The 23,729-nt window shown below is 64.3% G+C and carries 22 protein-coding genes; 10 read left to right on the top strand and 12 right to left on the bottom strand.

Annotated features, from left to right (window positions below; all coding sequences use genetic code 11):
• The first annotated feature begins 10 nt into the window (after window positions 1–10).
• From ACR64R_RS13775 to ACR64R_RS13760, 4 genes are read left to right on the top strand one after another with little or no spacing between them, the layout of a single operon-like run.
• The gene (locus ACR64R_RS13775; protein WP_487362158.1) at window positions 11–1,075 is read left to right on the top strand and encodes an ABC transporter substrate-binding protein; all 1,065 of its coding nucleotides are present in this window, start codon (window positions 11–13) and stop codon (window positions 1,073–1,075) included.
• A 25-nt stretch (window positions 1,076–1,100) separates the two neighbouring features.
• Entirely contained in the window at window positions 1,101–1,970 is an 870-nt protein-coding gene (locus ACR64R_RS13770) for an ABC transporter permease (protein ID WP_487362157.1), read from the top strand.
• A complete protein-coding gene (locus tag ACR64R_RS13765; protein ID WP_487362156.1) occupies window positions 1,970–2,758 on the top strand; it encodes an ABC transporter permease in 789 nt (262 codons plus the stop codon). Before ACR64R_RS13770 ends, ACR64R_RS13765 begins: the two co-directional genes overlap by 1 nt.
• Complete coding sequence (locus ACR64R_RS13760; protein WP_487362155.1) at window positions 2,758–3,822, top strand: ABC transporter ATP-binding protein; 1,065 nt, start codon at window positions 2,758–2,760, stop codon at window positions 3,820–3,822. The genes ACR64R_RS13765 and ACR64R_RS13760 overlap by 1 nt, the downstream gene beginning before the upstream one ends.
• A 189-nt stretch (window positions 3,823–4,011) precedes the next feature.
• On the opposite strand, the gene ACR64R_RS13755 is transcribed toward ACR64R_RS13760, so the two are convergent.
• Together ACR64R_RS13755 and ACR64R_RS13750 are read right to left on the bottom strand one after the other, a co-directional pair.
• Window positions 4,012–5,508 carry an HAL/PAL/TAL family ammonia-lyase gene (locus ACR64R_RS13755; protein WP_487362154.1) on the bottom strand — a complete coding sequence of 499 codons (1,497 nt, stop codon included), beginning with the start codon at window positions 5,506–5,508 and terminating at the stop codon, window positions 4,012–4,014.
• Complete coding sequence (locus ACR64R_RS13750; protein ID WP_487362153.1) at window positions 5,505–6,506, bottom strand: ornithine cyclodeaminase family protein; 1,002 nt, start codon at window positions 6,504–6,506, stop codon at window positions 5,505–5,507. The genes ACR64R_RS13755 and ACR64R_RS13750 overlap by 4 nt, the downstream gene beginning before the upstream one ends.
• A 444-nt stretch (window positions 6,507–6,950) precedes the next feature.
• Between ACR64R_RS13750 and ACR64R_RS13745 the strand changes: the two genes are divergently transcribed.
• The 6 genes from ACR64R_RS13745 (at window position 6,951) to ACR64R_RS13720 (ending at window position 14,447) form a co-directional block, all read left to right on the top strand.
• On the top strand, window positions 6,951–7,937 hold the full coding sequence (locus tag ACR64R_RS13745) for an ABC transporter permease (protein ID WP_487362436.1): 987 nt from the start codon (window positions 6,951–6,953) through the stop codon (window positions 7,935–7,937).
• An 87-nt stretch (window positions 7,938–8,024) separates the two neighbouring features.
• Window positions 8,025–9,050, top strand: coding sequence for a sugar ABC transporter substrate-binding protein (locus ACR64R_RS13740; RefSeq protein WP_487362152.1), 1,026 nt, complete (start codon window positions 8,025–8,027; stop codon window positions 9,048–9,050).
• Window positions 9,051–9,144: 94 nt separating this feature from the next.
• Window positions 9,145–11,268 carry an ABC transporter permease gene (locus tag ACR64R_RS13735; protein WP_487362151.1) on the top strand — a complete coding sequence of 708 codons (2,124 nt, stop codon included), beginning with the start codon at window positions 9,145–9,147 and terminating at the stop codon, window positions 11,266–11,268.
• Window positions 11,265–12,320, top strand: a complete 1,056-nt coding sequence (locus ACR64R_RS13730; RefSeq protein ID WP_487362150.1) for an SMP-30/gluconolactonase/LRE family protein — start codon at window positions 11,265–11,267, stop codon at window positions 12,318–12,320. The genes ACR64R_RS13735 and ACR64R_RS13730 overlap by 4 nt, the downstream gene beginning before the upstream one ends.
• Window positions 12,320–13,816, top strand: coding sequence for a sugar ABC transporter ATP-binding protein (locus ACR64R_RS13725; protein WP_487362149.1), 1,497 nt, complete (start codon window positions 12,320–12,322; stop codon window positions 13,814–13,816). The genes ACR64R_RS13730 and ACR64R_RS13725 overlap by 1 nt, the downstream gene beginning before the upstream one ends.
• Before the next feature lie 223 nt (window positions 13,817–14,039).
• Window positions 14,040–14,447 carry a carboxymuconolactone decarboxylase family protein gene (locus ACR64R_RS13720; RefSeq protein ID WP_487362148.1) on the top strand — a complete coding sequence of 136 codons (408 nt, stop codon included), beginning with the start codon at window positions 14,040–14,042 and terminating at the stop codon, window positions 14,445–14,447.
• 44 nt (window positions 14,448–14,491) lie between these two features.
• On the opposite strand, the gene ACR64R_RS13715 is transcribed toward ACR64R_RS13720, so the two are convergent.
• The 10 genes from ACR64R_RS13715 to ACR64R_RS13670 all read right to left on the bottom strand — a co-directional run bounded on the left by ACR64R_RS13715 (window position 14,492) and on the right by ACR64R_RS13670 (window position 23,729).
• Window positions 14,492–15,379 carry an amidohydrolase family protein gene (locus tag ACR64R_RS13715; protein WP_487362435.1) on the bottom strand — a complete coding sequence of 296 codons (888 nt, stop codon included), beginning with the start codon at window positions 15,377–15,379 and terminating at the stop codon, window positions 14,492–14,494.
• On the bottom strand, window positions 15,379–16,515 hold the full coding sequence (locus ACR64R_RS13710) for a vWA domain-containing protein (RefSeq protein ID WP_487362147.1): 1,137 nt from the start codon (window positions 16,513–16,515) through the stop codon (window positions 15,379–15,381). The genes ACR64R_RS13715 and ACR64R_RS13710 overlap by 1 nt, the downstream gene beginning before the upstream one ends.
• Window positions 16,516–16,585: 70 nt before the next feature.
• A complete protein-coding gene (locus tag ACR64R_RS13705) occupies window positions 16,586–17,467 on the bottom strand; it encodes an AAA family ATPase (protein ID WP_487362146.1) in 882 nt (293 codons plus the stop codon).
• A gap of 9 nt (window positions 17,468–17,476) precedes the next feature.
• On the bottom strand, window positions 17,477–18,481 hold the full coding sequence (locus tag ACR64R_RS13700; protein ID WP_487362145.1) for a xanthine dehydrogenase family protein molybdopterin-binding subunit: 1,005 nt from the start codon (window positions 18,479–18,481) through the stop codon (window positions 17,477–17,479).
• Between the two features lies 1 nt (window position 18,482).
• Window positions 18,483–19,850, bottom strand: a complete 1,368-nt coding sequence (locus tag ACR64R_RS13695; protein WP_487362144.1) for a xanthine dehydrogenase family protein molybdopterin-binding subunit — start codon at window positions 19,848–19,850, stop codon at window positions 18,483–18,485.
• Between the two features lie 9 nt (window positions 19,851–19,859).
• Window positions 19,860–20,342, bottom strand: coding sequence for a (2Fe-2S)-binding protein (locus tag ACR64R_RS13690; protein WP_487362143.1), 483 nt, complete (start codon window positions 20,340–20,342; stop codon window positions 19,860–19,862).
• 52 nt (window positions 20,343–20,394) lie between these two features.
• A complete protein-coding gene (locus ACR64R_RS13685) occupies window positions 20,395–21,189 on the bottom strand; it encodes an FAD binding domain-containing protein (protein WP_487362142.1) in 795 nt (264 codons plus the stop codon).
• Window positions 21,190–21,201: 12 nt separating this feature from the next.
• The gene (locus ACR64R_RS13680; protein ID WP_487362141.1) at window positions 21,202–21,645 is read right to left on the bottom strand and encodes an SRPBCC family protein; all 444 of its coding nucleotides are present in this window, start codon (window positions 21,643–21,645) and stop codon (window positions 21,202–21,204) included.
• 107 nt (window positions 21,646–21,752) lie between these two features.
• Window positions 21,753–22,580, bottom strand: coding sequence for a helix-turn-helix domain-containing protein (locus ACR64R_RS13675; protein ID WP_487362140.1), 828 nt, complete (start codon window positions 22,578–22,580; stop codon window positions 21,753–21,755).
• Window positions 22,581–22,730: 150 nt separating this feature from the next.
• Entirely contained in the window at window positions 22,731–23,729 is a 999-nt protein-coding gene (locus tag ACR64R_RS13670) for an ABC transporter permease (protein WP_487362139.1), read from the bottom strand.

Here is a 23,729-nt window from a genome sequence, read left to right as displayed (position 1 = left end):
GAAAGACAACATGCGCATGCCCAGACTGACCGCTTTCCTGACGGCGACCGCCGTCTTCGTTTCAGCCTTCACGCTGGCCGCACAAGCCGCCGAGGAAGTGCATGTGCTCAACTGGAAGGGCTATGGCGCCGACGAGCCATGGGCGGTCGCCAATTTCGAGAAGGCGACCGGCTTCAAGGTGGTCAACGACTTCTTCAATTCCGAACAGGAGATGCTGACCAAGATCCGCACCAATCCCGGCCTCTACGATGTCGTGATGATCAATGCCGCCTTCAACGACCAGGCAATGGCCGGCAAGCTGATCCAGCCGATCGACGTCTCGAAGCTTTCCAACTATGCCGACATCGCCAAGGACAAGGCCGGCTCGCCGATGCTCAATCATGACGGCAAGGTCTATGGCGTGCCGTGGGTGTGGGGGCTGACGGCTCTGGCCATCAACGAGAAATCCTTCGACAAGCCGCCGACGAGCATCGCCGAGATGTGGAACCCCGCCCATAAGGGCCGCGTCATCATCCGCGACGATGCCGTCGAGGCGGTGCAGTTCGGCGCGCTGGCTTCGGGACAGAACATCAACGACATCAAGGATATGGATGCGGTCAAGGCGAAGCTCACCTCGCTGATGCCACAGATCAAGACGTTCTGGAGCTCGGAGAACGACTGGAACCAGATGGTCGCCTCCAACCAGATCGACATCGGCACCTATTGGAGCGGCTCGGCCGACCGCGCCAAGACGCACTTCAAGCTGCCGGTCTCGCTGGTGATCCCGCAGGAAGGCTCGGTCGCTTGGCTCGATGCCTTCTCTATTCCCGTCGGCTCCAAGAACGTCGCCGGCGCCGAGGCCTTCATCAATTACATGATCGACCCGAAATTCTATGTCGAATGGGTCACCAAGGTCGGCGCGCCGGTCTCGGCCAACACCAAGGCGGTCGACGCGCTGCCCGAGGATGCCTTCAACCGCAAGGTCATGGGCAGCCCGGATGTCGCCAAGCGTATCCAGTTCCAGGCGCCGGTCACCGACGAGCAGCGCGAAAAATACCTGGCGCTGTGGCAGGAACTGAAGGTCAACGTGAAGTAACCGCGTCTTTCGGGGAGGAGAGGCAATGGCTGACCAGCTTGCGATCGCTTCGCGGCGCGGACTGCGGCCGGCCCTGCCGCTTCTCCTTCCCGCCTATCTATGGCTGACGGTGGCGATCTTCCTGCCGCTGTCGGCCATGGTGTTCTTCTCTTTCATGACCGACCTGCCGCTGGCCGGCAAAGAATGGTCCTTCACGCTCGGAAACTACGCCGCCTTCTTCTCGCAAGGCCTCTATTCGACGCTGCTCATCGCATCATTGCGTCTCGGTCTCGAGGTGACGCTGTGGTGCGTCGTCATCGGCTATCCGGCGGCCTATGTGCTGGCCAAGGTGTTGAAGGGGCGCAGCCGCGAGGCGATCTTCCTGCTCGTCATCCTGCCGTTCTGGTCGAACGGGCTGGTGCGTATCTTCTCCTGGGCGATGGTGCTGCGCGAAGGCGGTATCCTCGACACCGCGCTCAACGCCGTGCTGCCGTTCAAGATCAATATCGATCTCATGTATTCCTATCCGGCCGTCATCATCGGCCTCGTGCACTCCTACGTGCCCTACATGGTGCTGACCTGTTACCTCACGCTGCAGGCTATCGACGATTCGCTGATCGAGGCAGGGCGCTCGCTCGGCGCGTCGCGGCGGCAGGTGCTGTGGCGGGTGATCATTCCGCTGTCGATGCCGGGCCTGATCGCGGGCGCAGCACTCATCTTCGTGCCGGTGGTCGGCTCGTTCATGGAGCCGCGCATTCTGGGTGGTCGCACCGGCACTTTCTACGGCACGGTGATCGAGGACCAGTTCGTCGCCGTGTTCAACTGGCCGCTGGGTGCCGCGCTCTCTTTCATCCTGCTCGCGGTCGTGCTGATCATTCTGGCGCTGGCCGCGCCCGTCCTGCGGAGAGCCGGCTGATGGCGACGACGCGGATCCTCGAATGGCTTGGACGGTTATACATCGTGCTTTTGCTCGGCTTCCTCTATCTGCCGATCACCATCATGGCGGCGATGTCCTTCAACGCGTCACCCTTCTACCAGTTGCCGTTCGAGTGGACGACGGACTGGTATTCGTCGCTTTGGCAGAACGACCAGCTGATCGCCGCGACCTGGAACAGCATCGAGATCGCGATCATCACCACTTTGATCTCGACCGTGCTCGGTTCGATGGCCTCGCTCGCGCTCTACCGCTACGAGTTTCGCGGCAAGAAGCTCCTGCAGGCGCTGCTGTTTCCGCCGATTGCCATTCCATGGCTGATCACCGGCACGGCGATGCTGATCTTCTTCTTCGGCGTCGGTATCGGCCGGGGGCTTGTTGCTATCCTGCTCGGCCATGTCGCGCTGGCGTTGCCCTATGTGATCGTCGTCGTCTCCGCCCGGCTGCAGACCTTCGCGCCTGAGCTCGAGGAGGCGGCGCGCTCGCTCGGCGCCAATCAGTGGCAGGTGACCATGCGCGTGACCTTGCCCTGGATCATGCCCGGCGTGATTGCCGGCGGGCTGTTCGCCTTCGCAGTGTCGTTCGACCAGTTCGTGGTCTCCTATTTCCTGTCGACGCCCGGCCAAACGACACTACCGGTTGAGATCTATGCCGCGATCCGAAAGGGTTTTACTCCGGAGATCAACGCGGTCTCGACGATCATCATTGCCGTGTCGATGGCGTTGATGCTGCTCACGGCGCGCTTCTTCAAGTTTGGCGGAGAGAAATAATGGCAGGCGTGCAGGTCGCGAACGTCTCCCGCAGCTTCGGCGCGCACAAGGCGCTGGACGATGTGTCGATCGATTTCGCCGATGGCGGCTTCTATGCGCTGCTCGGTCCCTCCGGCAGCGGCAAGACCACGCTGCTCAGGCAGATCGCCGGCTTCGATTTTCCGGATACAGGCCGCATCGCCATCGGCGGCGAAAGCGTCGAACGTGTGCCGGTCGAGAAGCGTCGCATCGGCATGGTGTTCCAGAACTATGCGCTGTTTCCCAATATGAGCGTCGCCGACAATGTCGCCTTCGGCCTCTCGGTGCGCGGCGAGCCGAAGGCGACGATCACGGCGGAGGTGCAGCGCGCGCTCGACCTTGTGCAGCTCGGCAAGCTTGGCGCCCGCAAGCCGCACCAGCTTTCCGGCGGCCAGCGCCAGCGTGTCGCGCTCGCCAGGGCCATAGTCACCAAGCCGCGCGTGCTCCTGCTCGACGAGCCGCTCGGCGCGCTCGACAAGGCGCTGCGCGTGGACATGCAGATCGAGCTGAAACGCATCCAGCGCGAGATCGGCATCACCACCATCTTCGTTACGCACGACCAGGAAGAGGCGCTGACGATGAGCGACCGCGTCGGCATATTGCGCGACGGCATGCTGGTGCAGGAAGGGCCGCCGGAGGAGATCTATGACAGACCTCAGAGCGAGTTCGCCGCGACCTTCCTCGGCGATGCCAACATCTTTCGCGGCGTTGCCACCGGTTCGGGGATCAAGCTGCAGGACGGGACGACGATCCAGGCTTCGACAGGCGCCTCCGTGCCGGCTGGCACCGAGGCGAGCTGCGCCGTGCGGCCGGAGCGCATCCGGATTTCGACCGGCGCCGGGATAGCTGAAGCGGCGGGCGCCAATGTTCTCAAGGGAAAGGTGTCCAAGCGCATCTTCTCGGGCAACAACAGCACCTATTTCGTAGACCGCGACCGCCAGACGTTGAAGGTGATCGTCCAGAACACAGGCGCCGAACGCCTGGCGGAAGGCGAACCCGTCGTGCTCAGCTGGTCACCGGACAGCACGGTGCTGATCGCGGCATAAGGCCGACTGCCGGCACTGATGAGATATGAATGGCGCGAGGAAATCCTCGGCACAAATCGCGGCCACATGCCGCCAACGTCAACAGCGGCGCCTATCCGGAAGACAGCATATCGTGCACACGGCCCCGGACCAGCTCACCCTGTTCATGAAGAAGGTCGACGCAAAGTCGTGATCCAAGAGTCGAAAGCTTCAGCCTGCGGCCGGCGGACCGTGCCAGATTCCGCTGGCCAGGGCAGCATAGAGCGCTTCGGAATCAATCCCGAGCGGCCTGTCTTCCTTGAGCGTCGCCACATGTGAGCGCACCGCCGCGTGGATCGCGCCCGTGGCCGGGGCGAGCGTCATGCCCTCGCGCAAATCGACGGCCTGTGCCGCGGCCATCAGCTCGAAGGCGATCAGCCGCCGCCATAGCACGATCATCTCGGCGCATTTGGCAACGGCGAGGGGCGTTTGCGTGGCGTGGTCCTCGACACCTTCGGACACAGGCAGGAAATCGAGCATCACCGGATTGGCCTTGTGACGGATCGCGGCCAGGATCGCCGTCACCGTCTTCTGCAGCGGGACGAAGCCGGCGGAAGCCCCGCCGACCGGCGACAGATATTTCGGCAGGCCGTGGCGGGTCGAGCCGGTGAGCTGGATGAAGCGAGCGGCTGAAGCCGCCGCGCATTGCGCGATCGAAAGGCCGAGCGTCTCGAAGGCGAGCGCCAGCGACGCGGTGTGGAAATTGCCGGTCGACATGACCAGCTCATCCTCGGCAAGCACCAGCGGATTGTCGGCGGCGGCGTTGAGCTCGATCTCGACCGCCAACCGTGCATGGTCGATCGCCTGGATCAGGGCGCCATGGATCGAGGGCATGCAGCGGATCGACAGAGGGTCCTGGATGGTGGTCGGCGCAGGTATTTCATCGCGCGCCAAGAGGTCGCGCAGGGCCTTCGCAGCAAGCTGCTGGCAGGCGCCGGGACGCGCCTGATGCTGGCGCGGATCGAGGATGGTACGGTTGGCACCGATGCCTTCCATCGTGAGCGCGGCTGCCTGCTGCTGCTGGTCGAGCGCGGACAGCGCATCGGCCAGCGCCAGCGCCCCGGTGCCGCTGGAAACCGCCGAGGCGTTGATCAGGGAGAGGCCGTCCTTCGGTGAGAAAGCGACGGGCGCAAGCCGCGCCATCATCAGCGCCTTGGTCGCAGACATGCGACGGCCCTGATACTCCGCTTCGCCCTCGCCGATGAGCACGCGGGCGATCGCCGTCATAAGCAGAAGATCGCCGGCGCCGATCGAGCCGAGCGACGGCATCACCGGATGCACTCCGGCATTGAGCGCCTCAAGCAGCGCCGTAAACACCCGCGGTGATAGGCCCGAACCACCGGAAGCGAGCATTGCAATGCGGGCGAACATCGCCGCCCGCACCGCCGGTACCGGCAGGGCCTCGCCGACGGCGGCGCTGCGGCCTTCGATCAGCTGGCGCTGGAAGGCGCTAGCGTCGCCTTCGACCGCGGTGACGAGATTGGCGCCGAGCCCGGTGTTCAGCCCGTAGATCTGCTGGCCGCCGGCCGCGGCGGCATCGAGGACCTGGCGCGCCTTGGTGAGTTTTTCGAGGACGGCGGTCGTGACCTCGACCTTGCAGGCGTTGCGCGCGGCGGCAACCACATCTTCGATGCTGACGCCGGCGCCGGTGAGAACCAGGGGGGTCATGCGAAACGCAGCCTCTGGCCGATGCCGTTTTCACCGGCCTTGGCAAGCATGGCCTTGCCGAGCGCGATGTCGGAAAGCGAGAGGCCGCGATGCCAGAACAGGATCGTCTCGCCATCGCTCTGCCGGCCTGCCTTGAGGCCGGCGGCGATCTGGCCGAGCTCGGCATGCAGCGTCGCTTCGCTCAGCCGTCCCGTCTCGACATGAGCGCGCAGCGAGCCGAACTTGCCGCCCTTGCACTGGCCCCAGTCGTCTACGACGATCTTCTGCATGATGTCGGTGAGCGAAAGCTCGACGGCGCTCATTGTGCCGTAGGGCACTACCAGCGCGCCCCGCTTGATCCATTCGGTCTTGAGCAGCGGCTGCGGCTCCGGCAGCCGAGAGGCTTCGACCACTATGTCAGCGCCTTCCACGCAGCTTTTCCAGTCGCTCACGGCCATGACAGGCTTGCCGAGGTCGGCGGCAAGCTTCGCGGCAAAGCCGTCGCGGCTTTCAGGCCGGCGCGAATGGACGCGGATCTCGTCGAAGTCGAAGACATGGTCGAGCAGTCGCACATTCCAATAAGCGGTGCCGCGCGCGCCGATATGGCCGAGCACCTTCGAATTCTTACGCGCCAGATGCTTCGCGCCGATGGCGGTGACGGCGCCGGTGCGCATGTCGGTGATGACGGTGGCGTCGAGGATGGCGCGCGGCGTGCCGGTGCGCGGATCGAAAAGATTGAGGATGCCAAATTCCGAGGGCAGGCCGTGCATGTAGTTGTCGACATAGTCGCCGACGATCTTCACGCCGGCGGCATCGAGCGGCGCCACATAGCCGCGAAGCACGTTGAAGTGGCCGTGGAAGGACGGGTCGGGCTCGAGATGGACGCGGGGCTCGATCACCGTCCGGCCGTTGCCCTGCGCGACCAGGCCGGCTTCGACGGCGCCGATGATCTCTGCGTCGGTCATGGCCAAAGCTTCGATGTCGAGAGCATTGAGGTAGTCGATATAGATAGGCTTCATGCGGTTTCCTCGGCCACCCCGGGCTCATCCATAACAGGCGAAACGATGACACGGAAGTTTGTTGGGCAAGCTCCGGAGCGGGCCGGCGTGGAGGCGCCGCGCTTCCCGGTCCCGCCGGCCAGTGCCGGAGCCGAGGTCTTCGGCCGTCAGAAGACGATTCAGATCGCGCCTGGCGCATTTGGCGGATTTAAATTGCGTTTGCTTCGGCGTCGTCGGACAAGCCCTTCCGCCGGGCGCGCGATCCGTGCAACGGATTGCCAAAAGCCTAGGAGTTTCCGCCTATTGCGCCAGTTTCGGCAATCGATGCGTCCACTTGTCCTTTGGCAGTACAAGTGCGCCTGTTGAACGCGGATTCATTTGACGAGCCTGCGTTGAGCCGATTAGCTTTCGTGCGGGGATGCAGGCCTGGCCAAGGCCTGTCCGTCGGGGCGAAAAACATAAATGATGAATGCGATCGGCTGGCCGAACTGGAGGCGCCTCAATCAGGAAGGCATCGTCTTTGCCATCGCCATCCTGCTGTTTGCCGCCGCGGCCCTCGGCCTGCCCGGCTTCCTGACCGCCGACAATATCGTCGCCATTGTCCGCTCTGTATCGGTGCTGGGCATCCTGGCGCTCGGTATGGCGGTCGTCATCATCGGCCGCGGAATCGACCTGTCGGCGGTGGCTATCATGGCGATGTCGGTCGCCTGGTACCTCCAGTTGCTCAACACCGGCACCGCGGATGGGCTCGCCTTTGCCTATGTGCTCGCAGGTGTTCTCGCCATCGGCGTGCTCAACGGGTTTCTGGTCGCCTATGCCGACGTGCCGGCGATCTTCGTCACCCTAGCCACCGGCTCCTTCGTCTTCGGCTATGTGCGTTCGCAACTGATCACGCAGGATGCCGTTCCGGTGCCTCAGGGCCATTGGGTGGAAGTGCTGGGCGGCGTGCGCTTCCTTGACATCCCCGTCGAGGTCTTCGTCTTTGCCGGACTGGCTTTCCTGGTTTTCCTGTTCCTGCGCTACACCAAATGGGGCCGCTTCATCTATTTCGCCGGCGACAACCCGGTCGCGGCGCGCAACATCGGCATTCCGGTGCGGCCGATGCTGGTTCTGCGCTACGCGCTTTCGGCGGTGGTGGCCCTGATCGCCGGTCTGCTCACAGCGGCCAGCCTGCATTCGATCAACACACGCGTCGTCAATTCGACGCTGCTCTACGACATCGTGCTGGTAGCGGTGATCGGCGGCATCGGGCTGTCGGGCGGGCGAGGCGGGGTGCGCAACGTGCTGGTGGGCGCCGCGCTGATCGGCATTCTGCTCAACGCGATGACCATCATCGACATTCCGCTGCTCTACCAGAACCTGATCAAGGCTGCGATCCTGCTCGGGGCCATCATCGTCGACGGCATCATCAATCCGCGCGACGAGCAGACCGCGCAACAGGGCGACATTTAGAGCAGATGGGCCAGCCCATCTGCTCTGGGGGTACCCGGAGCGATCGTGACGATCACCCGGCAATGAAAACGAACGAGAGGATATGACATGAAACTGTTCAGAACATTGATGGCCGCCGCTACGGCGCTCGCCGTAACCGCCTTCGCCGCGCCGAGCTTCGCCGCCGACGATCCGGGCCCGGCCGCCTATGCCAAGGCGCTCAACGGCAAGCGCGTCATGTTGGTGCCGCTGGCGATGGGCTTCGACCTGGCGCAGGGCTGGGCGCATTACCTGAAGAAGGAAGTCGAGGCCTGGGGTGGCACGTTCGAGACGCGCGATCCGAACTGGGTCGTCGATGCCGGCGCGCAGGCGATCACCGACGCCATAGCTTCGGACAAGCGGCCAGACGTGCTGATCATCCATGCGCCTGACCTCAATTCCTACTCGAAGCTGATGAAGAAGGCGCAGGCCGCCGGCACCTATGTGCTGCTGGTCGACAATCCGGCGAACTTCCCGGCCGACGCCTTCGTTGGCAGCGACTGGGATAAGCTTGGCCAGCTAGAGGCCGAAGCGGCGATCAAGGGTTGCGGCGAGAATTCGTCGAAGAAGATCGGGCTGGTGCAGGGCGACCAGGCGAACTCCTCCAGCCTCTACCAGTATGCCGGCATCATGAAGGTGCTGGAGAAGCATCCCGACTTCCAGGTTGTCGCCAAGCCGGACTCCAATTGGGACGCGACCACCTCGCGCAATGTGACGACGACGATGCTGCAGCAGCACCCGGACATCTGCTCGATCATCGACTTCTGGGACGGCGACGCCACCGGCGCTTCCGCCGCGATCCGCGACGCCAAGCTCGACGGCAAGGTGTTCTTGGTCACCACTGGCGGCGGTGAAAAGGCGGCCGATTGCGACAAGCTGCAAGACGGCACCTATGGCGCGGTGGTGATGACGGATCTTGCCCGCCAGTCGGGCGACATGAACGCCATCATCAAGTTCCTGCTGCAGAGCGGCCAGCCGGCCGGCACTTCGCACACCTATATCTACACGCTGGAGAAGGCGACGACGAAGGCGGACCTCAAGCCCGACAGCTGCTGGGACCTCAAGGCGCTGCAGGCTGAGGCGGCGGCGAAGTAAGCCGCGTCGTTTGAAGCATCCCGAGGTGGCCGGATCGTTCCGGCCACTTCTCTTCCCGTTGCCACTCCTTTCGCTTGAATGACAGCAGCAGCCGATGACCTTCCGTGAACGCCTCCAGGCCTGGCGCTACAATCTCGTGCCCGATCATCTGGTCGGCGAGATTCTCACCAAGCGCTGGACCGACAACGCCATACCGTTCCTGGCGCTGGTGGCGACGCTTGGGGTGTTCGGCTCGATCATTCCTGGCTTCTTCAAGCTCAACTCCCTGCAGGAATCGACCCGCCAGCTCGGCGAGTTCTCGCTGGTGGTGATCGGCATGACCGTGGTGATGCTCGGCGGCGGCATCGATCTGTCGGTCGGCTCGATCTTCGCGCTGTCGTGCTTTTCCGCCGTCTATGTCTTCTTCATCCTCGATCAGTCGATCTGGCTGGCCCTGGCCGCCGCGCTCGCCACCGGGCTGGTCTTCGGCGCCATCAACGGCTACCTCGTCGGATATCTGAGGCTGCGCGCCTTTCTCACCACGCTGGTCACCTTCATCTTCGGGCGGGCGCTGTTCGACATACTGGTCAGCTCCTATGCCGCCGATGTCCAGCTTTCCCAGGCCTCGTCCGATGTGCTCGACTTCATCGGCGACGGCACGTTCTGGGGCCTGTCGGTGTCGGTCTGGCTGGCGATCATCCTCGCCACCGTAACGCATATAGCGCTGACGCGCTCGCGGCCGGGCTGGCATGTGCTGGCGGTTGGCGGTTCGCGCCGCTCGGCGCACAATGCCGGCATCCGCGTGCGCCGTACCGTCTTCATGACCTATGTCTTTTCAGGGTTCTGCTCATCGATCGGCGGCTTCCTCATCGCCTGCCGGTTGAGTGGGGCAGGGCCGGGCACCGGTCTCAACCTGGAAATCATGGCGCTGACGGCGGCTGTGGTCGGCGGCGTCAGCCTGGGTGGCGGACGCGGCTCGGTGGTCAAGGGCCTTATGGGCGCGATCATCGTGCTCACCATGACCAACGGCCTGATCCGGCTGGGCTACGGCACCGGCACCAACCAGATGGTGCTCGGCATCCTGCTCGCGGTCGCCGTCACCATCGATATCCGGTGGCTGAAGAACCGCCACAAGGTGCTGAACGAGGTCTATGTCGCGCCGGTCTACCTCAAGATGGGCGAGACGCAATCAGCCGCGCCCGGCTCCGGCACGTCCTACGAGCTCGACAACCGGCTTTCTGCAGCGGATCACATCGGGCTCGGCGAGCTGGAAGGACCGGAAGACGTCATCCTCGACCGCGACGACCATCTCTATTGCGGCACGCGCCATGGCGAGATCGTCCGCTTCTTCGCCCCGGACTATGTGAAGTCGGAAGTGTTTGCCCATATCGGCGGCTTTCCGCTGGGACTCGCTTTCGACAAGGAAGGCAACTTGATCAGCTGCGTCGGCGCCATGGGGCTCTATTCGGTCTCGCCGGAGCGCGAGGTGAAGCGCCTGTCGGCCGAGACCGCGCGCTCCTGGACCTCGATCGTCGACGATGCGCGCCTGCGCGACCCCAACGATTGCGATATCGCGCCGGATGGCCGCATCTATTTCACGGATTCCACCAAGCGCTATGACGCCCATGACTGGGCGCTGGACTCGATCGAGAACCGCGCCACGGGCCGCCTATTGGTCTACGATCCGAAGGACGGATCGACCAGGACGCTGCTCGACGGCTACCGCTACACCAACGGTGTGTGCATGGCGCATGACGGCAAATCGCTGTTCTTCGCCGAAAGCTGGGCCTGCCGCGTGCATCGCTACTGGCTTGAAGGGCCGAAGGCGGGAACCGTCGAATGCGTCATCCGCGACATGCCGGGCTATCCCGACAACATCAACCGCGCTTCCGACGGCAATTACTGGATGGCATGGCTGGGCATGCGCACGCCGAGCTTCGATCTGTCGTTGCGCCACCCCGATATGCGCAAGCGCATGACACGGCGCCTGCCGCAGGACGAATGGCTGTTTCCCAACATCAACACCGGCGGCGTGGTGAAGTTCAACGAGAAAGGCGGCATCGTCGAGACGCTCGGCGATCTTTCCGGCAATGCGCATCCGATGGTGACCTCGATGCGCGAGCACAAGGGCTATCTATTCGTCGGGGGCATCCTCAACAATCGCATCGGGCGCTACAAGATAGCCGGCGCGGATCCGAACTGGACCAGCCCCGCTTCCTATTGGGGAGGCAAGCTATGATCCTCGATCCGATCCTGGATGTCTTCCGCGGCAAGGCGGTAACCATCCCGCCGCTGGACGGCGCTTTCCGTCCCAACACGCGGCTGGACGACCTGCCGGCCTTCGCCGAACTGACCGAGCCGGACAATCTCCTGGCGGCCGATGGGCGTATGCTTGTCTCCAGCGGCAACGCCATCCTGGCGATCGCCGCTGGTTCCGAGCCAGCGGTGGTCGAGACCTTTCAATCGCCCGTCACCGCGCTGGCGCTGTCGCCATCGGGCGAACTGACGGTCGCGTTGGAGAGCGGCAGGCTGCTGATTGCCGGCAAGGAAGTTTCGCTGCCGGCCGAAATCCGATGCATCACCGCGCTTGCCTATGCCGATGACGGCACGCTGTGGCTGGCCAATGGTTCGGCACACCACCTGCCGTCGCAGTGGGCGGCCGACCTGATGAAGAAGGGCGCATCCGGTGCGCTTTGGCGGTGCGGCCCGGGAGGTATCGGTTTTCAAAAGACCGCCGGCGACATCGCCTTCCCCTATGGGCTTCACCCGTTGGGTGCCGATGTGCTGGTCAGCGAAAGCTGGCGTCACCAGCTCGTGCGCATCGACGGCGCGAACGGGAACCGGTCTAACGTGCTGACGCATCTGCCAGGCTACCCCGCTCGGCTCTCGCCGGCCGGCGACGGCGGCGCGTGGCTGACGCTGTTTGCGCCGCGCAACCGGCTTATCGAATTCGTGCTGCAGGAAACACATTATCGCCAGGACATGATCGACCAGGTGCCGCCGGCCTACTGGATCGCGCCGGCGCTCGCCTCTAACCGCAGCTTCCTCGAGCCGCTGCAATGCGGCGGTATCCGCACCATGGGTATCCACAAGCCGTGGTCGCCCAGCCGTTCCTACGGTCTCGTCGTGAAGCTCGATCGGGCCCTGCAGCCGCAGTTCAGCCTGCACAGCCGCGCCAACGGCACGCGCCACGGCATCTGCAGCGTTGCGGAACGGGACGGCCGCCTTTTCATCGCCTCCAAGGGCGGCGATTGCGTGCTTGCCGTCGACCTCGCTTCGGGAGGTTTCTGATGGAGACGATCGTCCGTCTGGAAAGCGTCACCAAGACTTATCGCGGCGTGCCGGCGGTGAAGAACGTCAGCTTCGACCTGAGGAAGGGCGAGATCCACGCGCTGCTCGGCGAGAACGGCGCGGGCAAGTCGACCCTGACCAAGATCATCGCCGGCGTCGTCGACGCGACTTCGGGCAAGATGTTCCACAAGGGGCAGGAGATCGCTTACGCCTCGCCGCATGCCGCTCTGGAGGCCGGCATTGCCATGGTGTTCCAGGAGACCAGCCTGGTGCCGTCGATGACGGTGGCGCAGAACCTCTATCTCGGCACCGAGAAATTCCTCAACCGGCTACGCGGCACCTACATCTCGGCACAGCAGTTCCTGCAGTCGCTGAACTTCCCGGTCGATCCGAACGCGATGGTGGCTACACTTGGCGCAGCCAAGCGGCAAATGGTCGAGATCGCGCGCGCCGTCCACCACAATGCCGAGATCATCATCTTCGACGAGCCGACGGCGACGCTGACGCCGGAGGAGAAGCGCCATTTCTTCGCGCTGATCCGCCGATTGAAGGCGCGCGGGGTCTCGATCGTGTTCATCAGCCACGCGCTGGAAGAAGCGCTGATGATCGCCGACCGCATCACGATCCTGCGCGACGGCGAACTGGTGATCACCGACGATACGTCCGCTTTCGACCGCGACAAGATTGTCGCCGCCATGGTCGGGCGCTCGCTGTCGGGACAGATCTACCGCCAGCGCGACGAGACGAAGCTGCGCAAGGCCGGCAAGAGAGTGCTGTCAATGCAGGACATCTCGATGAGCAACATCGTGCGCAACAATTCCTTCTCGATCTTCGAAGGTCAGATCACCGGCGTGTTCGGGTTGATCGGATCGGGGCGCACCGAAACCTTCAAGATCGTCTCGGGCATCTACAAGCGCGATTTCCTGCGCGGCGGCACGATCGAACTGGACGATAAGCCGGTCCGTTACCTCGTCCCGAGCGAGGCGGTGGCCGACGGCATCGTCTATGTCACCGAGGACCGCAAGAGCGAAGGCATCTTCGAGACGATGAGCATCGCCGAGAACCTGTTCGGCGGGCTGCTTGCCGCCGGCCGCGAAAAGGCCTGGGTGATCAACCAGCAGGAGATGCGCCAGCTCTCGGCGGAATGGACCAGGACGCTCAACATCAAGACGATCAACGACAATGCCCGGGTGGTCGAGCTTTCCGGCGGCAACCAGCAGAAGGTGGTGATCGGCAAGGGGCTGGTGCAGCAGCCGCGCATCGTCATCCTCGATGAACCGACGCGCGGCGTCGATGTCGGCGCCATCGCCGAGATCCACCAGATCATCAACCGGCTGGCCGACGAGGGCCTCGCCGTCGTGGTCATCTCGTCCTACCTGCCCGAGATCATGAACCTGTCCGACCGCATCCTTGTCTGCCGGCAGGGACGCATCGTCGAGGAGTTCTCGCCGGCGGAGGCGACGGAGGAAAAGATCATGTATGCGGCAGTGCACTAGATTCAGGTGAGGCCGGCCTGCAAATGGCGGCTTCCTGCGCTTCCGGTGCTCACGTACTTAAGTACGCTCCGCTCCGGTTCTCGGAAGCCACCATTTTCGACTCGGCCTGACCTGAATCCCAGGGTCGGCGCTGGAAAAGTGAATCGGGCAAATGGATTGAGCGCAACGGCTCAGATTCTGATTCAATATGTTGGGAAGACGATTCAAACGAAAGGACCACGCCATGGCCACCACGAAACTGCTGAGCGATGCGGAGGTCGAAAAGATCCCGGCGGTGAAGGCCGTGTTCGACGATATACGCGCGACGCGGAAATCCGACTTCGTCAACAATTTCTGGCGGGGGCTGGCCAATGATCCGGCGTCGCTGAGGCGGGTGTGGGAGCAGCTCAAGGCGGTAATGGTCACCGACAGCGCCATCGATCCGCTGACCAAGGAAATGATCTATATCGCCGTCTCCACCGCCAATGGCTGTTCCTACTGCATCCATTCGCATACGGCCGCCGCGCGGGCCAAAGGCATGACCGACGCGCAGCATGGCGAGCTGGTGTCGATCATCGGCCTGGCGGGGCAGACGAACCATCTGGTCACCGCCATGCAGATCCCGCTCGATCCGCAATTCGAGGTGAAGTAAGGGGCGGCGGCGTTGCCTTCTCCCACAAGGGGAGAAGGGAAGACCTACACCGGCCGGTAAACCTTCCGCGCCGTGTTCCAGAAGATATCCGCCTCGGCCATCGCGCCGTGCCTGGCAACCGCGGCGCGGTGCGCCTCGATCAGCTCGGCATGGCTGGTCCACAGCTTCTCGATCGGGAGGTTCGAGCCGAACATCAGCCGGTTGCTGCCGAGGATCTCGATGGCGTTGTCGACGATATAGGCGATGAGCTCGGGGTCGTTGCGGTGAACGAAAGTGCCGAGCCCCGACAGCTTGGCGTAGAAATTGGGCGCCGCCGAAAGCGTGCGGAGGCCGGCTTTCCAGGCTTCGGTGGTTTCCGGCTCCATTCCGGTCAACATGCCGGCATGGGTGAGGACGAAATTAGTCTCAGGGTTTTCGCAGACCAGCATCAGCCCGTCCTTCATCTGGGCCGGAAAGAGTTGCAGGTCGAAAGAGAGGCCGTAGTCCTTCAGCCACGTCACGTTAGCCCGAACCTTCGGATCGATCACCTGGTCGGCCGAGGCTGCGAAGCGGAAAGCGGGCGTCTCGTGCCAATGGAGCTGCATGCGCACGCCGCGCAGCAGCTTATATTTCATCAGCCGGTCGATCTGCGGGCGGACGTCGTCGACCGTCATGTCGGCATAGCCGACGATGGCGTGCGGCCAGCCGGTCTCGTCCGCGGTCTTCTGCAGGAAGGCGACCTCCTTTTCGAAATCCTCCTTGGCCCAGTTGGTCTGGACATAGACGGCCTTCTCGACGCCCGAGCCCTTCTGATCTTCGAGGAATTCCGTGATCGGGTAGTCGCGGCGGATCGCCTCGTAAGGGCCGAAGATGCGCGGCACCATCGGCCCGACCAGCCAGGGCTGATCCTGTTGGCGCCAGATGTGGAAATGCGCGTCGATGGCTCTCTGCATCACGATACCCCTTTCCAGATGACTGAAGCCGCAGGCGCGGGGCGGCCGAGCGACAGGATGAAATCAGCCAGGCTTCCGACAGACGAGCCGTCGACCAGATCGTCGAGCACCGGCAGGAGAGCGTGAAGCGCGGCCGTCGCCGGGCGAAAGCGCGGATCGCCGGCGAGCGGCGTCGCCAGCGACAGCCGGAAAGCGCGGGCGCCGAGGCGGCGCATCGCGGTTTCGAGGTCGGAATGGTCACCGCGTTCCAGGCCGTCGGACAGGATGACGACGCAGGCGCCGCGCGCGAAGGCGGAAAAGCGCGGTACCGACAGGAAGGCGAGCAATGTCGGCCCCATGCGGGTGCCGCCGTCCCAATCGTCGACGAGCGCCGCGGCGCGGGCAAGCGCCTGCTCGCGGTCTCGGATGCGCAGCGCGGAAGTGATGCGGGTGAGACGCGTGCCGAAGGTGAAGACTTCCGCGCGATCCGCGCCCTGAACAGCGGCGTGAGCGAGCTTGAGGTAATCGGCCGTGTGCAGCTTCATCGAGCCGGAGATATCGATAAGCAGAAGCAGTTTTCGCGGCACGGCCAGGCGGCGGCGCAGCAGCGGCGAGGGGATATCGCCATCGGCGCCGACGATTTCGCCGAGCGAGCGTCGGAGGTCGAACGAGCCGCGCGAGCGGGTGCGTGCGGTGCGGAAGGAACGGCGCGTCGGGAGGGCAGAGGCGAGCTTGCGGCGGAGCTGGCCGAGGCCATCGGCGTCGCGCTGGAATTCGCGGCTGCTCAGTTGCTCGAGCGCCGAGGACAGCTCGCCGCCCTTCTCCTGGCGAGCGACCTTGTTCTCTTCCTCGTGCGTGCCGCGATCGTCCTTGATCCGGGTTTCGTCGTCTTCCTCGCCTTCGATCGAAGGCTTGGCATCGCCGTGGAAATAGGCTCGGAAATGCGCCTCGAATTCGCCGCGGCGATCGGGCGGGGGCGCGAACGTCGCAAGAGCCGCCTCGCGGATGTCTTTCATCGAGCGCGGGCCGAGCAAGGTGACCGCCTGCATGAAGCTGGTGACTTGTTCGGGGGCGATGGCGAAGGCGCGGCGGCGCAGCAGCCTGGCGAAGCCGAGGAAGGGCGCGGCGGCCCTGGGCAGGCTTTCCGGAGGCCTCATTCCTTCGCGCCCCCCCGCCAGCGCTGCGCACTAGCCCTGGGGTTTCGCGCCAGGGCGTTGCGATTGTCCATCACGCCAGCGCCTCCTCGACAATCCTCCCAAGCTCCGGCGCGATCGCCGACAAATCCTCCTCGTCCTTGATCAGCACGCCGATGGCGCGCCGGAAGGCTTCCGGCCACGGGCTGCCGCCTTTTTCGAGGATGGTCGCGGCGTTCGCCCATTCGACCGCCTCGGCTATGCCCGGCGGCTTGGCCAGGGGCCGCGCGCGGATCTCCTGCACGGCATTCGCCACCGCCTTTGCCGTCGCTTCGGCGACATCGCCCGAGCGCAGCATGATGATCTCGGCTTCGCGCTGGGCATCTGGATAGCCGATCCAGTGATAGACGCAGCGCCGGCGCAGCGCCTCGGCAAGCTCGCGGGTGCGGTTGGAGGTCAGGATGACGATGGGCCGCGTGGCAGCGCGGATCGTGCCGCGCTCCGGAATGCTGATCTGGAAATCGGAGAGGAATTCTAGAAGCAGCGCCTCGAACTCGTGGTCGGAGCGGTCGATCTCGTCGACCAGCAGCACGCGCTCAACCGGGGCCCGCAGCACCTGCAGCAGGGGCCGAGCGATCAGGAAGCGGTCGTCATAGATGTCGATCTCATGCTCGCCGGCATGGCGGATGGCAAGCAACTGGCGCTGGTAGTTCCACTCGTAAAGCGCATGCCCGGCGTCGATGCCCTCATAGCATTGCAGGCGGACCAGCTCGCGGCCGAGCAGTTCGGCGACGGCCTTAGCGGCCTCGGTCTTGCCGACGCCTGGCGCTCCCTCCAGAAGCAGCGGCTTGCCGAGGCGGATGGCCAGGAAGATCGCGGTGGCGAGGCTGTCGTCGGCCAGGTAGCGCGAAGCAGCAAGGCGCGCTGCCACCGCCTCCGGAGACGCCGCGAGTTGCTCTGCTTCCGTCTGGATCATCTCGAAAACTCAGCCCGCGGCCTGCGCCTTCAGCGCGCGCAGGATTCGCTCGGGCGTGATCGGCAGCGTGTCGATGCGAACGCCGACGGCGTCGAAGACGGCATTGGCGACGGCCGGAATCTGCGGGTTGGCGCACATCTCGCCCGGACCCTTGGCGCCGAACGGGCCGTCGGCCGAGGGGCGCTCCAGCACGATGATCTCGGTCTGGGCCAGATCGCCAGGGCCGGGCATCAGATACTGGTTGAAGTCGGTCCCGCCGTGGTCGCGGCTTGGGTAATAAGGCTCGGTCGTCTCGTAAAGCGCATGGCTGATGCCCATCCAGGAGCCGCCGACCAGCTGCTGCTCGACCATCTTGGGGTTCAGCGCACGGCCGATCTCGAAGACGTTCTTGACGGTCAGCACCGTCACTTCGCCGGTCTCGTCGTCGACCTCGACTTCGGCCACCGTGCAGGCATGGGCGTAGCAGGTGGAGGGCTTCATCGCCCCGGTTTCCTTTTCCGGGTAGGAGCGCGGGATCAGGAACATGCCGCGGCCGGAGATCGAGCGGCCGCGCTTGAAATGCGCCGACAGCGCGACATCGAAAATCGAGATCGATTTCTGCGGCGCGCCTTTCACCTGGATGTTGCCCTGGCCGTCGGTTTCGAGGTCGGAGGCGTTCACCTCCAGCTCCTCGGCGGCCACCTCCAGCATCACTTGGCGGGCTTCCTTGGCTGCCTGGATGACGGCATTGCCGGCCCGATGCGTGCCGCGCGAGGCGAAAGTGCCCATGCAGTGCGGACCGGTGTCGGTGTCGGCAGTGTCGATGACGACGCGGTCGGTCGGCACCCCGATCGTCTCGGCGCAGATCTGCGCCATGATCTGCTTCATTCCCTGTCCAAGATCGACGCTGGACAATGTGACCATGAAGTTGCCGGTCGGTGTCGAATGCACCAGCGCCTGGGTCGGGTCGCCGCCGAGATTCATGCCGGTCGGATAATTGATCGCGGCGACGCCGCGTCCACGCCGGATCCCCATTTCAGGCTCCCTTCTCGTAGGAGGACATCGCCATGTATTTCTCAGCCACCGGCCAATTGGCGATGCGCGAGGCTTCCTGCATGCATTCGATCAGCGCCGCGCCCTCCGTCGGCTGGCGATGCGCCTTCATGTCGCCGTCGCGATAAGCGTTGACGAAGCGGAATTCGAGCGGGTCCATGCCGATCAGCCGCGCCAGCTTGTCCATCTGCACCTCCAGCGCGAAGTCGCCGATGGTGACGCCGAAGCCGCGCATGGCCGAAGACGGGGTGCGGTTGGTGTAGACGCAATAGGTGTCGATCCAGACATTGGCAATAGTGTAGGGGCCGGGATAGTGCGCGGCGCCCTTCTGCGCGCCATAGGGTGAGTGCCGCGAATAGGCGCCGGCGTCGGTGTAGCCGGTCACCTTGCGCGCGACGATGCGGCCGTCCTTCATGACGCCGTCCTTAATGACGACCTTCTCGGCCGCGCGCGGCGAGGAGATCTGCATCTCCTCCTCGCGGCTGTAGACGAAGGAGACGGGGCGGCCGGTGAGCTTGGCGCCGAGGATGGCGATCGGCTCGACGATGACGTCGACCTTGCCGCCGAAGCCGCCGCCGACCGTTCCGCCGACGAAATGCAACTTCGAGCCCGGCATCTGCAAGATGATCGAGGTGTTGTCGAGGGTGAAGAACATCGCCTGCGTGTTGGTGTAGCAGGTGAAGCGGTCATTACCTTCGGGCGCCACCACGCAGCCCGTGGTCTCGGTCGGCGCATGCTCGATCGGCGAGGACTGATAGGACTGTTCGAGGATATGGTCGGCCTGGGCGAAGCCGGCCTCGACATCGCCGAAGCGCACCTTGCGGCACTCGCCGCTGTCATAGAGGTAGTAGTTCTGACCGTGATACTCGTTGACGATCGGCGCGCCGGGTTTCAGTGCCTCCTCCATATCGAAGACGGCCGGCAGCACCTCATAGTTTACCTTGACCTTGGTGGCGGCTTCCTGCGCCGCGCGCTCCGTCTCGGCCAGCACCGCCACCACGGCCTCGCCCTTCCAGCGCACCTTGCCGTCGGCTAGCACGGTCTCGTCCTCCGGCCCGACCTGGATCAGGATCAGGATGGTGTAGACATTGTGCGGCACGTCCTTGGCGGTCAGCACCTTGACGACGCCCGGATGCTTTTCCGCTTCCGACGTGTCGATCGAGCGGATGCGGGCGTGATGGTGCGGGCTGCGCACCATCTTCAGATGCAGCATGTTGGGGAAGTTCCGGTCGGCGAAATAGGCGGTTTTGCCGGTGACATGTCCCGGCGAATCGAGCCTGGGGCGGGCCTGGCCGATCTCGTGCAGGCCGTCCTTGCGGACATCGGCGAAATAATCCTTGCGCAGTTCCATGGCTGTTCCTCAGGCGGCGTTCTGCGAGTTGGCGCGCGCGGCGGTGAGCACCGCCTGGATGATCGGCTCGTAGCCGGTGCAGCGGCAGATGTTGCCGGACAGCGCCTCGACGACATCCTCGCGGCTGGGGTCAGGCGTGCGGTCGAGCAGCACTTTCGCCGCCATGATCATGCCCGGCGTGCAGAAGCCGCATTGCGTGGCGAAGGCATCGAGGAAGGCACGCTGCAGCGGATGCAGCACGCCGCCCTCGGCGAGGCCGGCGGTCGTCCTGATGTCGGTGCCGTTGCAAGTCTCGGCCAGCGTCAGGCAAGAAAGCCTCAGTTCACCATCCACGATGACCGAGCAGGCGCCACACGTGCCCTGGTGGCAACCGCCCTTGGGCGAGGTGTCGCCGATCTTGTCGCGCAGTGCGTGGAGCAGCGTCGTGCCGCTTTCGACGAACTCGGCTTTCTCCGAGCCGTTGAGTGTGAATTGGACAGGTACCTTTGCCATTTTTGCTCCCTGCGCGCTCGCCCGGATGAACCGGAGCGCGTCCCTACGAATGTCAGCTCAGTAACAGCCGCCCGAGATGGACCGGCAGGACCTCCGTGCGATACCAGGCGCTGGCGATCGGGTCGGTGATCGGCGCGATGCCTTCGCTCGCCGCGGCAAGCGCCGGCGCGATGTCCTGCTGCGTGAGCTTGCGGCCGAGCAGCGCCTTCTCCGTCGCTAAAGCGCGTATCGGGCGATCGGCCATGCAGCCCAGCGCGATGCGCGCCGAGGTCACCGCGCCGTCCCCCGTACGCTGCAGAAGCGCTGCGATGCTCAGCACCGACACACCTTTCGGCTTGACGCGCGACACTTTCAGGAAGCGGAAGGTCTCCGCCTTGGGCAATGAGAAATCGACAGCGGTGACGATAGCGCGGCTCGTTTCGCGACGGGCCAGGAATGTCTCGACCGGGGTTTCGCCAGTTTCGGTGACGACGGTCGCGTCCAGCGCCAGCAGCGCCACCGCGAAATCGCCATAGGGGGCAGGGGCGAACAGATTGCCGCCGACGGTCGCCATGTTGCGGATCGCAGGTCCGCCGACAGCGCGCGCGGCCGGCACGAGCGCGGCAAGTTCGGGGTGGCGGGCAATTGCCGCCATGGTGACCGAAGCGCCGAGCCGGACCTGATCGCCGGAGACCGTGATCCGCGCCAGGCCGGGATCGTCGACGCGGATCAGGCTGGAGACTGAGACGTCGCCTTCATTGGCCGCGCGGATGACGAGCGTGCCGCCGCCAAGATAGCGGGTGCCCGACGCCTGCAGCGCGGTGTTGGCGTCTTTCACGCTCGAAAAGGTCCGCAGCGCAAGCGACATGGAGGGCTCCCGTCAGATCTGGCCGGCGAAATGGGCCTTCAGGGCGTTGAAGCCGCCCTGGAAGACGTTGGCGCCCATGCCTTCGGCCAGCTTGTCGGCCTCCTCCGGTGCGGCGTCGAAGCTCGCCGTCCATTCGGCATAGGTGCGGTTGCCGTCGGTGACGCGGCGCAATTGCAGCGTCGCCTTATGGTTGGTGAGCGGCTGCGGCGTCTCCAGTATTGAGTAGCTGACCAGGAAGTCCTCGTCGGAAAAATCAGTCAGCTTCTCGCGCAGCCTTGCGCCGCTGACGAGGGCGAAGTTGCGCACGCAGCCGATCTCGGAGGCGTCCTTGCCGTCCTCAATGTGACTTTCCACCATGCGGGGATGCCAGCCCGGCAGGCCGTTGAAGTCACGGATGCGCGCCCAGACCTGCTCGACCGGCGCGTCGATGACGCTGGAAATGGTGACTTTCGCCATAGAATGGTTCCCTTGCAAAGATCGGGAGCACGCTAGGGCGGCTGGCCAGGCAGCGCTTATCAATGCGTCTTGCAGGCGTATCAATCAGTCGGAAAACCGGTTGCTGGTCAGGCTGTTGCTCGGGCCGCTTCGCGATAAAGTGTCGGCGGCACGCCGACATGGTCGCGGAAGAAGCGCGAGAAATTGCCCTGGGTGGTGAAGCCGAGATTGCAGGCGACCGAAATCAGTGGCTCCTGCGACCATTGCAACTGGCGCACCGCCTCCTCCATGCGAAGCGTGTTCCAGTAGACATTCGGCGTCAGGTTGGTCTGCTCCTTGAACAGCGCAAAGAAATGCGGACGTGACAGGCCGACCGAGCGGGCGACGTCGTCGAAGGAGATGCGCTCGCAGACATTGGCCTTCATCAGCTGGATCGCCTTGCGGACGCGGAAATCGAGCATCGTATTGATGCGCGCGCGGGCTGTCCGCGGCGCTGACGCGTCCGCCGCGTCGAGCACGCTGTCGATGAAGCGCTCGATCTCGTAATTGGCCACGTCGTCGATGCTCTCATTGTCGGTCAGGTGCTCGAGCAGATTCGCCGCTGCCTGGTGCAGCCAGGGCTCCAGCGCGATCGCGGCTTGCGTGAACAGCGGCGCCGACGGCGGCAGGTCGCGGCGTTGGCGCGCCCAATCTGGGTCGATGTAGAAGGCGAGGAACAGGCCGGGCTTGCCGTCATGGGAGAGAGCGTGGCTGTGCGGCTGGAACGAGTTGATCCCGGCCGCGGTGCCGGGCCCAAGCCGCACCGTTTCGCGGCCGATGGTCATTTCGCCTGCCGTGCCTTCGAGCCAGATGATGAGATGCGCCTCGCCATGCGCGTGGGTGACGAAGTCGTTGCCGACATTCAGCACGGATACATGTCCGAACCGGCCCCAGTAGAGCCTGATCGCGTCCGTCATGGGTATCGTTCCTCCCGCGGGCGACTGGCCTCCCTTCGCCTGCCGGGGAATAGTGCGACCGGTGTCTGGCCCCGTCAAGGCAGGCAGGACGCAGCGAAACTTGCCTTCAAAGCGAGCGAACGGATTTTCAGACTGAGCGATATGGGAAAGCTAGTCGCTGCGCCTGAAATTGCGGATGCGGTCGAACAGCACCGCCAGGATGATCGCGCCGCCGATGAAGGTGCCTTGCCAGAAGGCGTTGATGCCGAGCAGACCCAGGCTGTTGCGGATCACCTCGATGAGGGCGGCGCCGACGATGGCGCCAAGGGCAGTGCCGACGCCGCCGGCGAGATTGGCGCCGCCGATGACGGTGGCGGCGATCACCTGCAGTTCCATGCCATTGCCGAGATTCGTAGTTACCGCGCCGAGCCAACCGGTCTGGATGATACCGGCAAGCCCTGCCGACAGTGCGGAGATCATGTAGACGGCGACCTTGATCTGCTTGACCGGAACGCCTGTCAGTGTCGCCGCGTGCTCATTGCCGCCGATGGCGAAGATGTGCCGGCCGAACTTGGTCCAGCGCAGGATGAAGCCGGTGATCAGCGCCAGGACGATCATGTAGAGCACCGGATTGGCGATGCCGAACAGCCAGGCGCCGCCGCCCAGCGCCAGAAGCTTCTGGTGATCAGGCCCGAACTGGAAGACAACCGTATTGTTGGACGCGACCATGGCCAGGCTTCGAGCCACCGACAGCATGCCGAGCGTAACCACGAAGGGCGGAAAGCCGAGATAGGCGATGAGCATGCCGTTAAAGGCGCCGACGGCCAGCGCGGTGGCGATCGAGGCCAGGATGCCCACTTCGATCGAATAGCCGGCATGCATCGTGACGGCCAGCACCATCGAGGAGAGGCAGAGCACCGAGCCGACCGAAAGGTCGATGCCTCCGGTGATGATGACGAAGGTCATGCCGAGCGCCACGATAGCGGTGAAGGTGACGTTGCGCGTGATGTTGAAGAGGTTCTTCGACGTGGCGAAGGAATCGGTCGCAACGGACAGGAACAAGCAGGCGAGAATGACCGCGATCACCACCCAGAAGGTCTGGTTGGAGAAGAGCCGCGACAGGAAAGTGTGCTGCTTCTGCGCGATCGTCTGGTCAAGGGTAACTGCCAT

It is taken from the genome of Mesorhizobium sp. MC2-1-1, assembly GCF_057597255.1.
The sequence above is the reverse complement of the archived record's forward strand: the minus strand, read 5'-3'. Positions and strand labels throughout refer to the sequence as shown.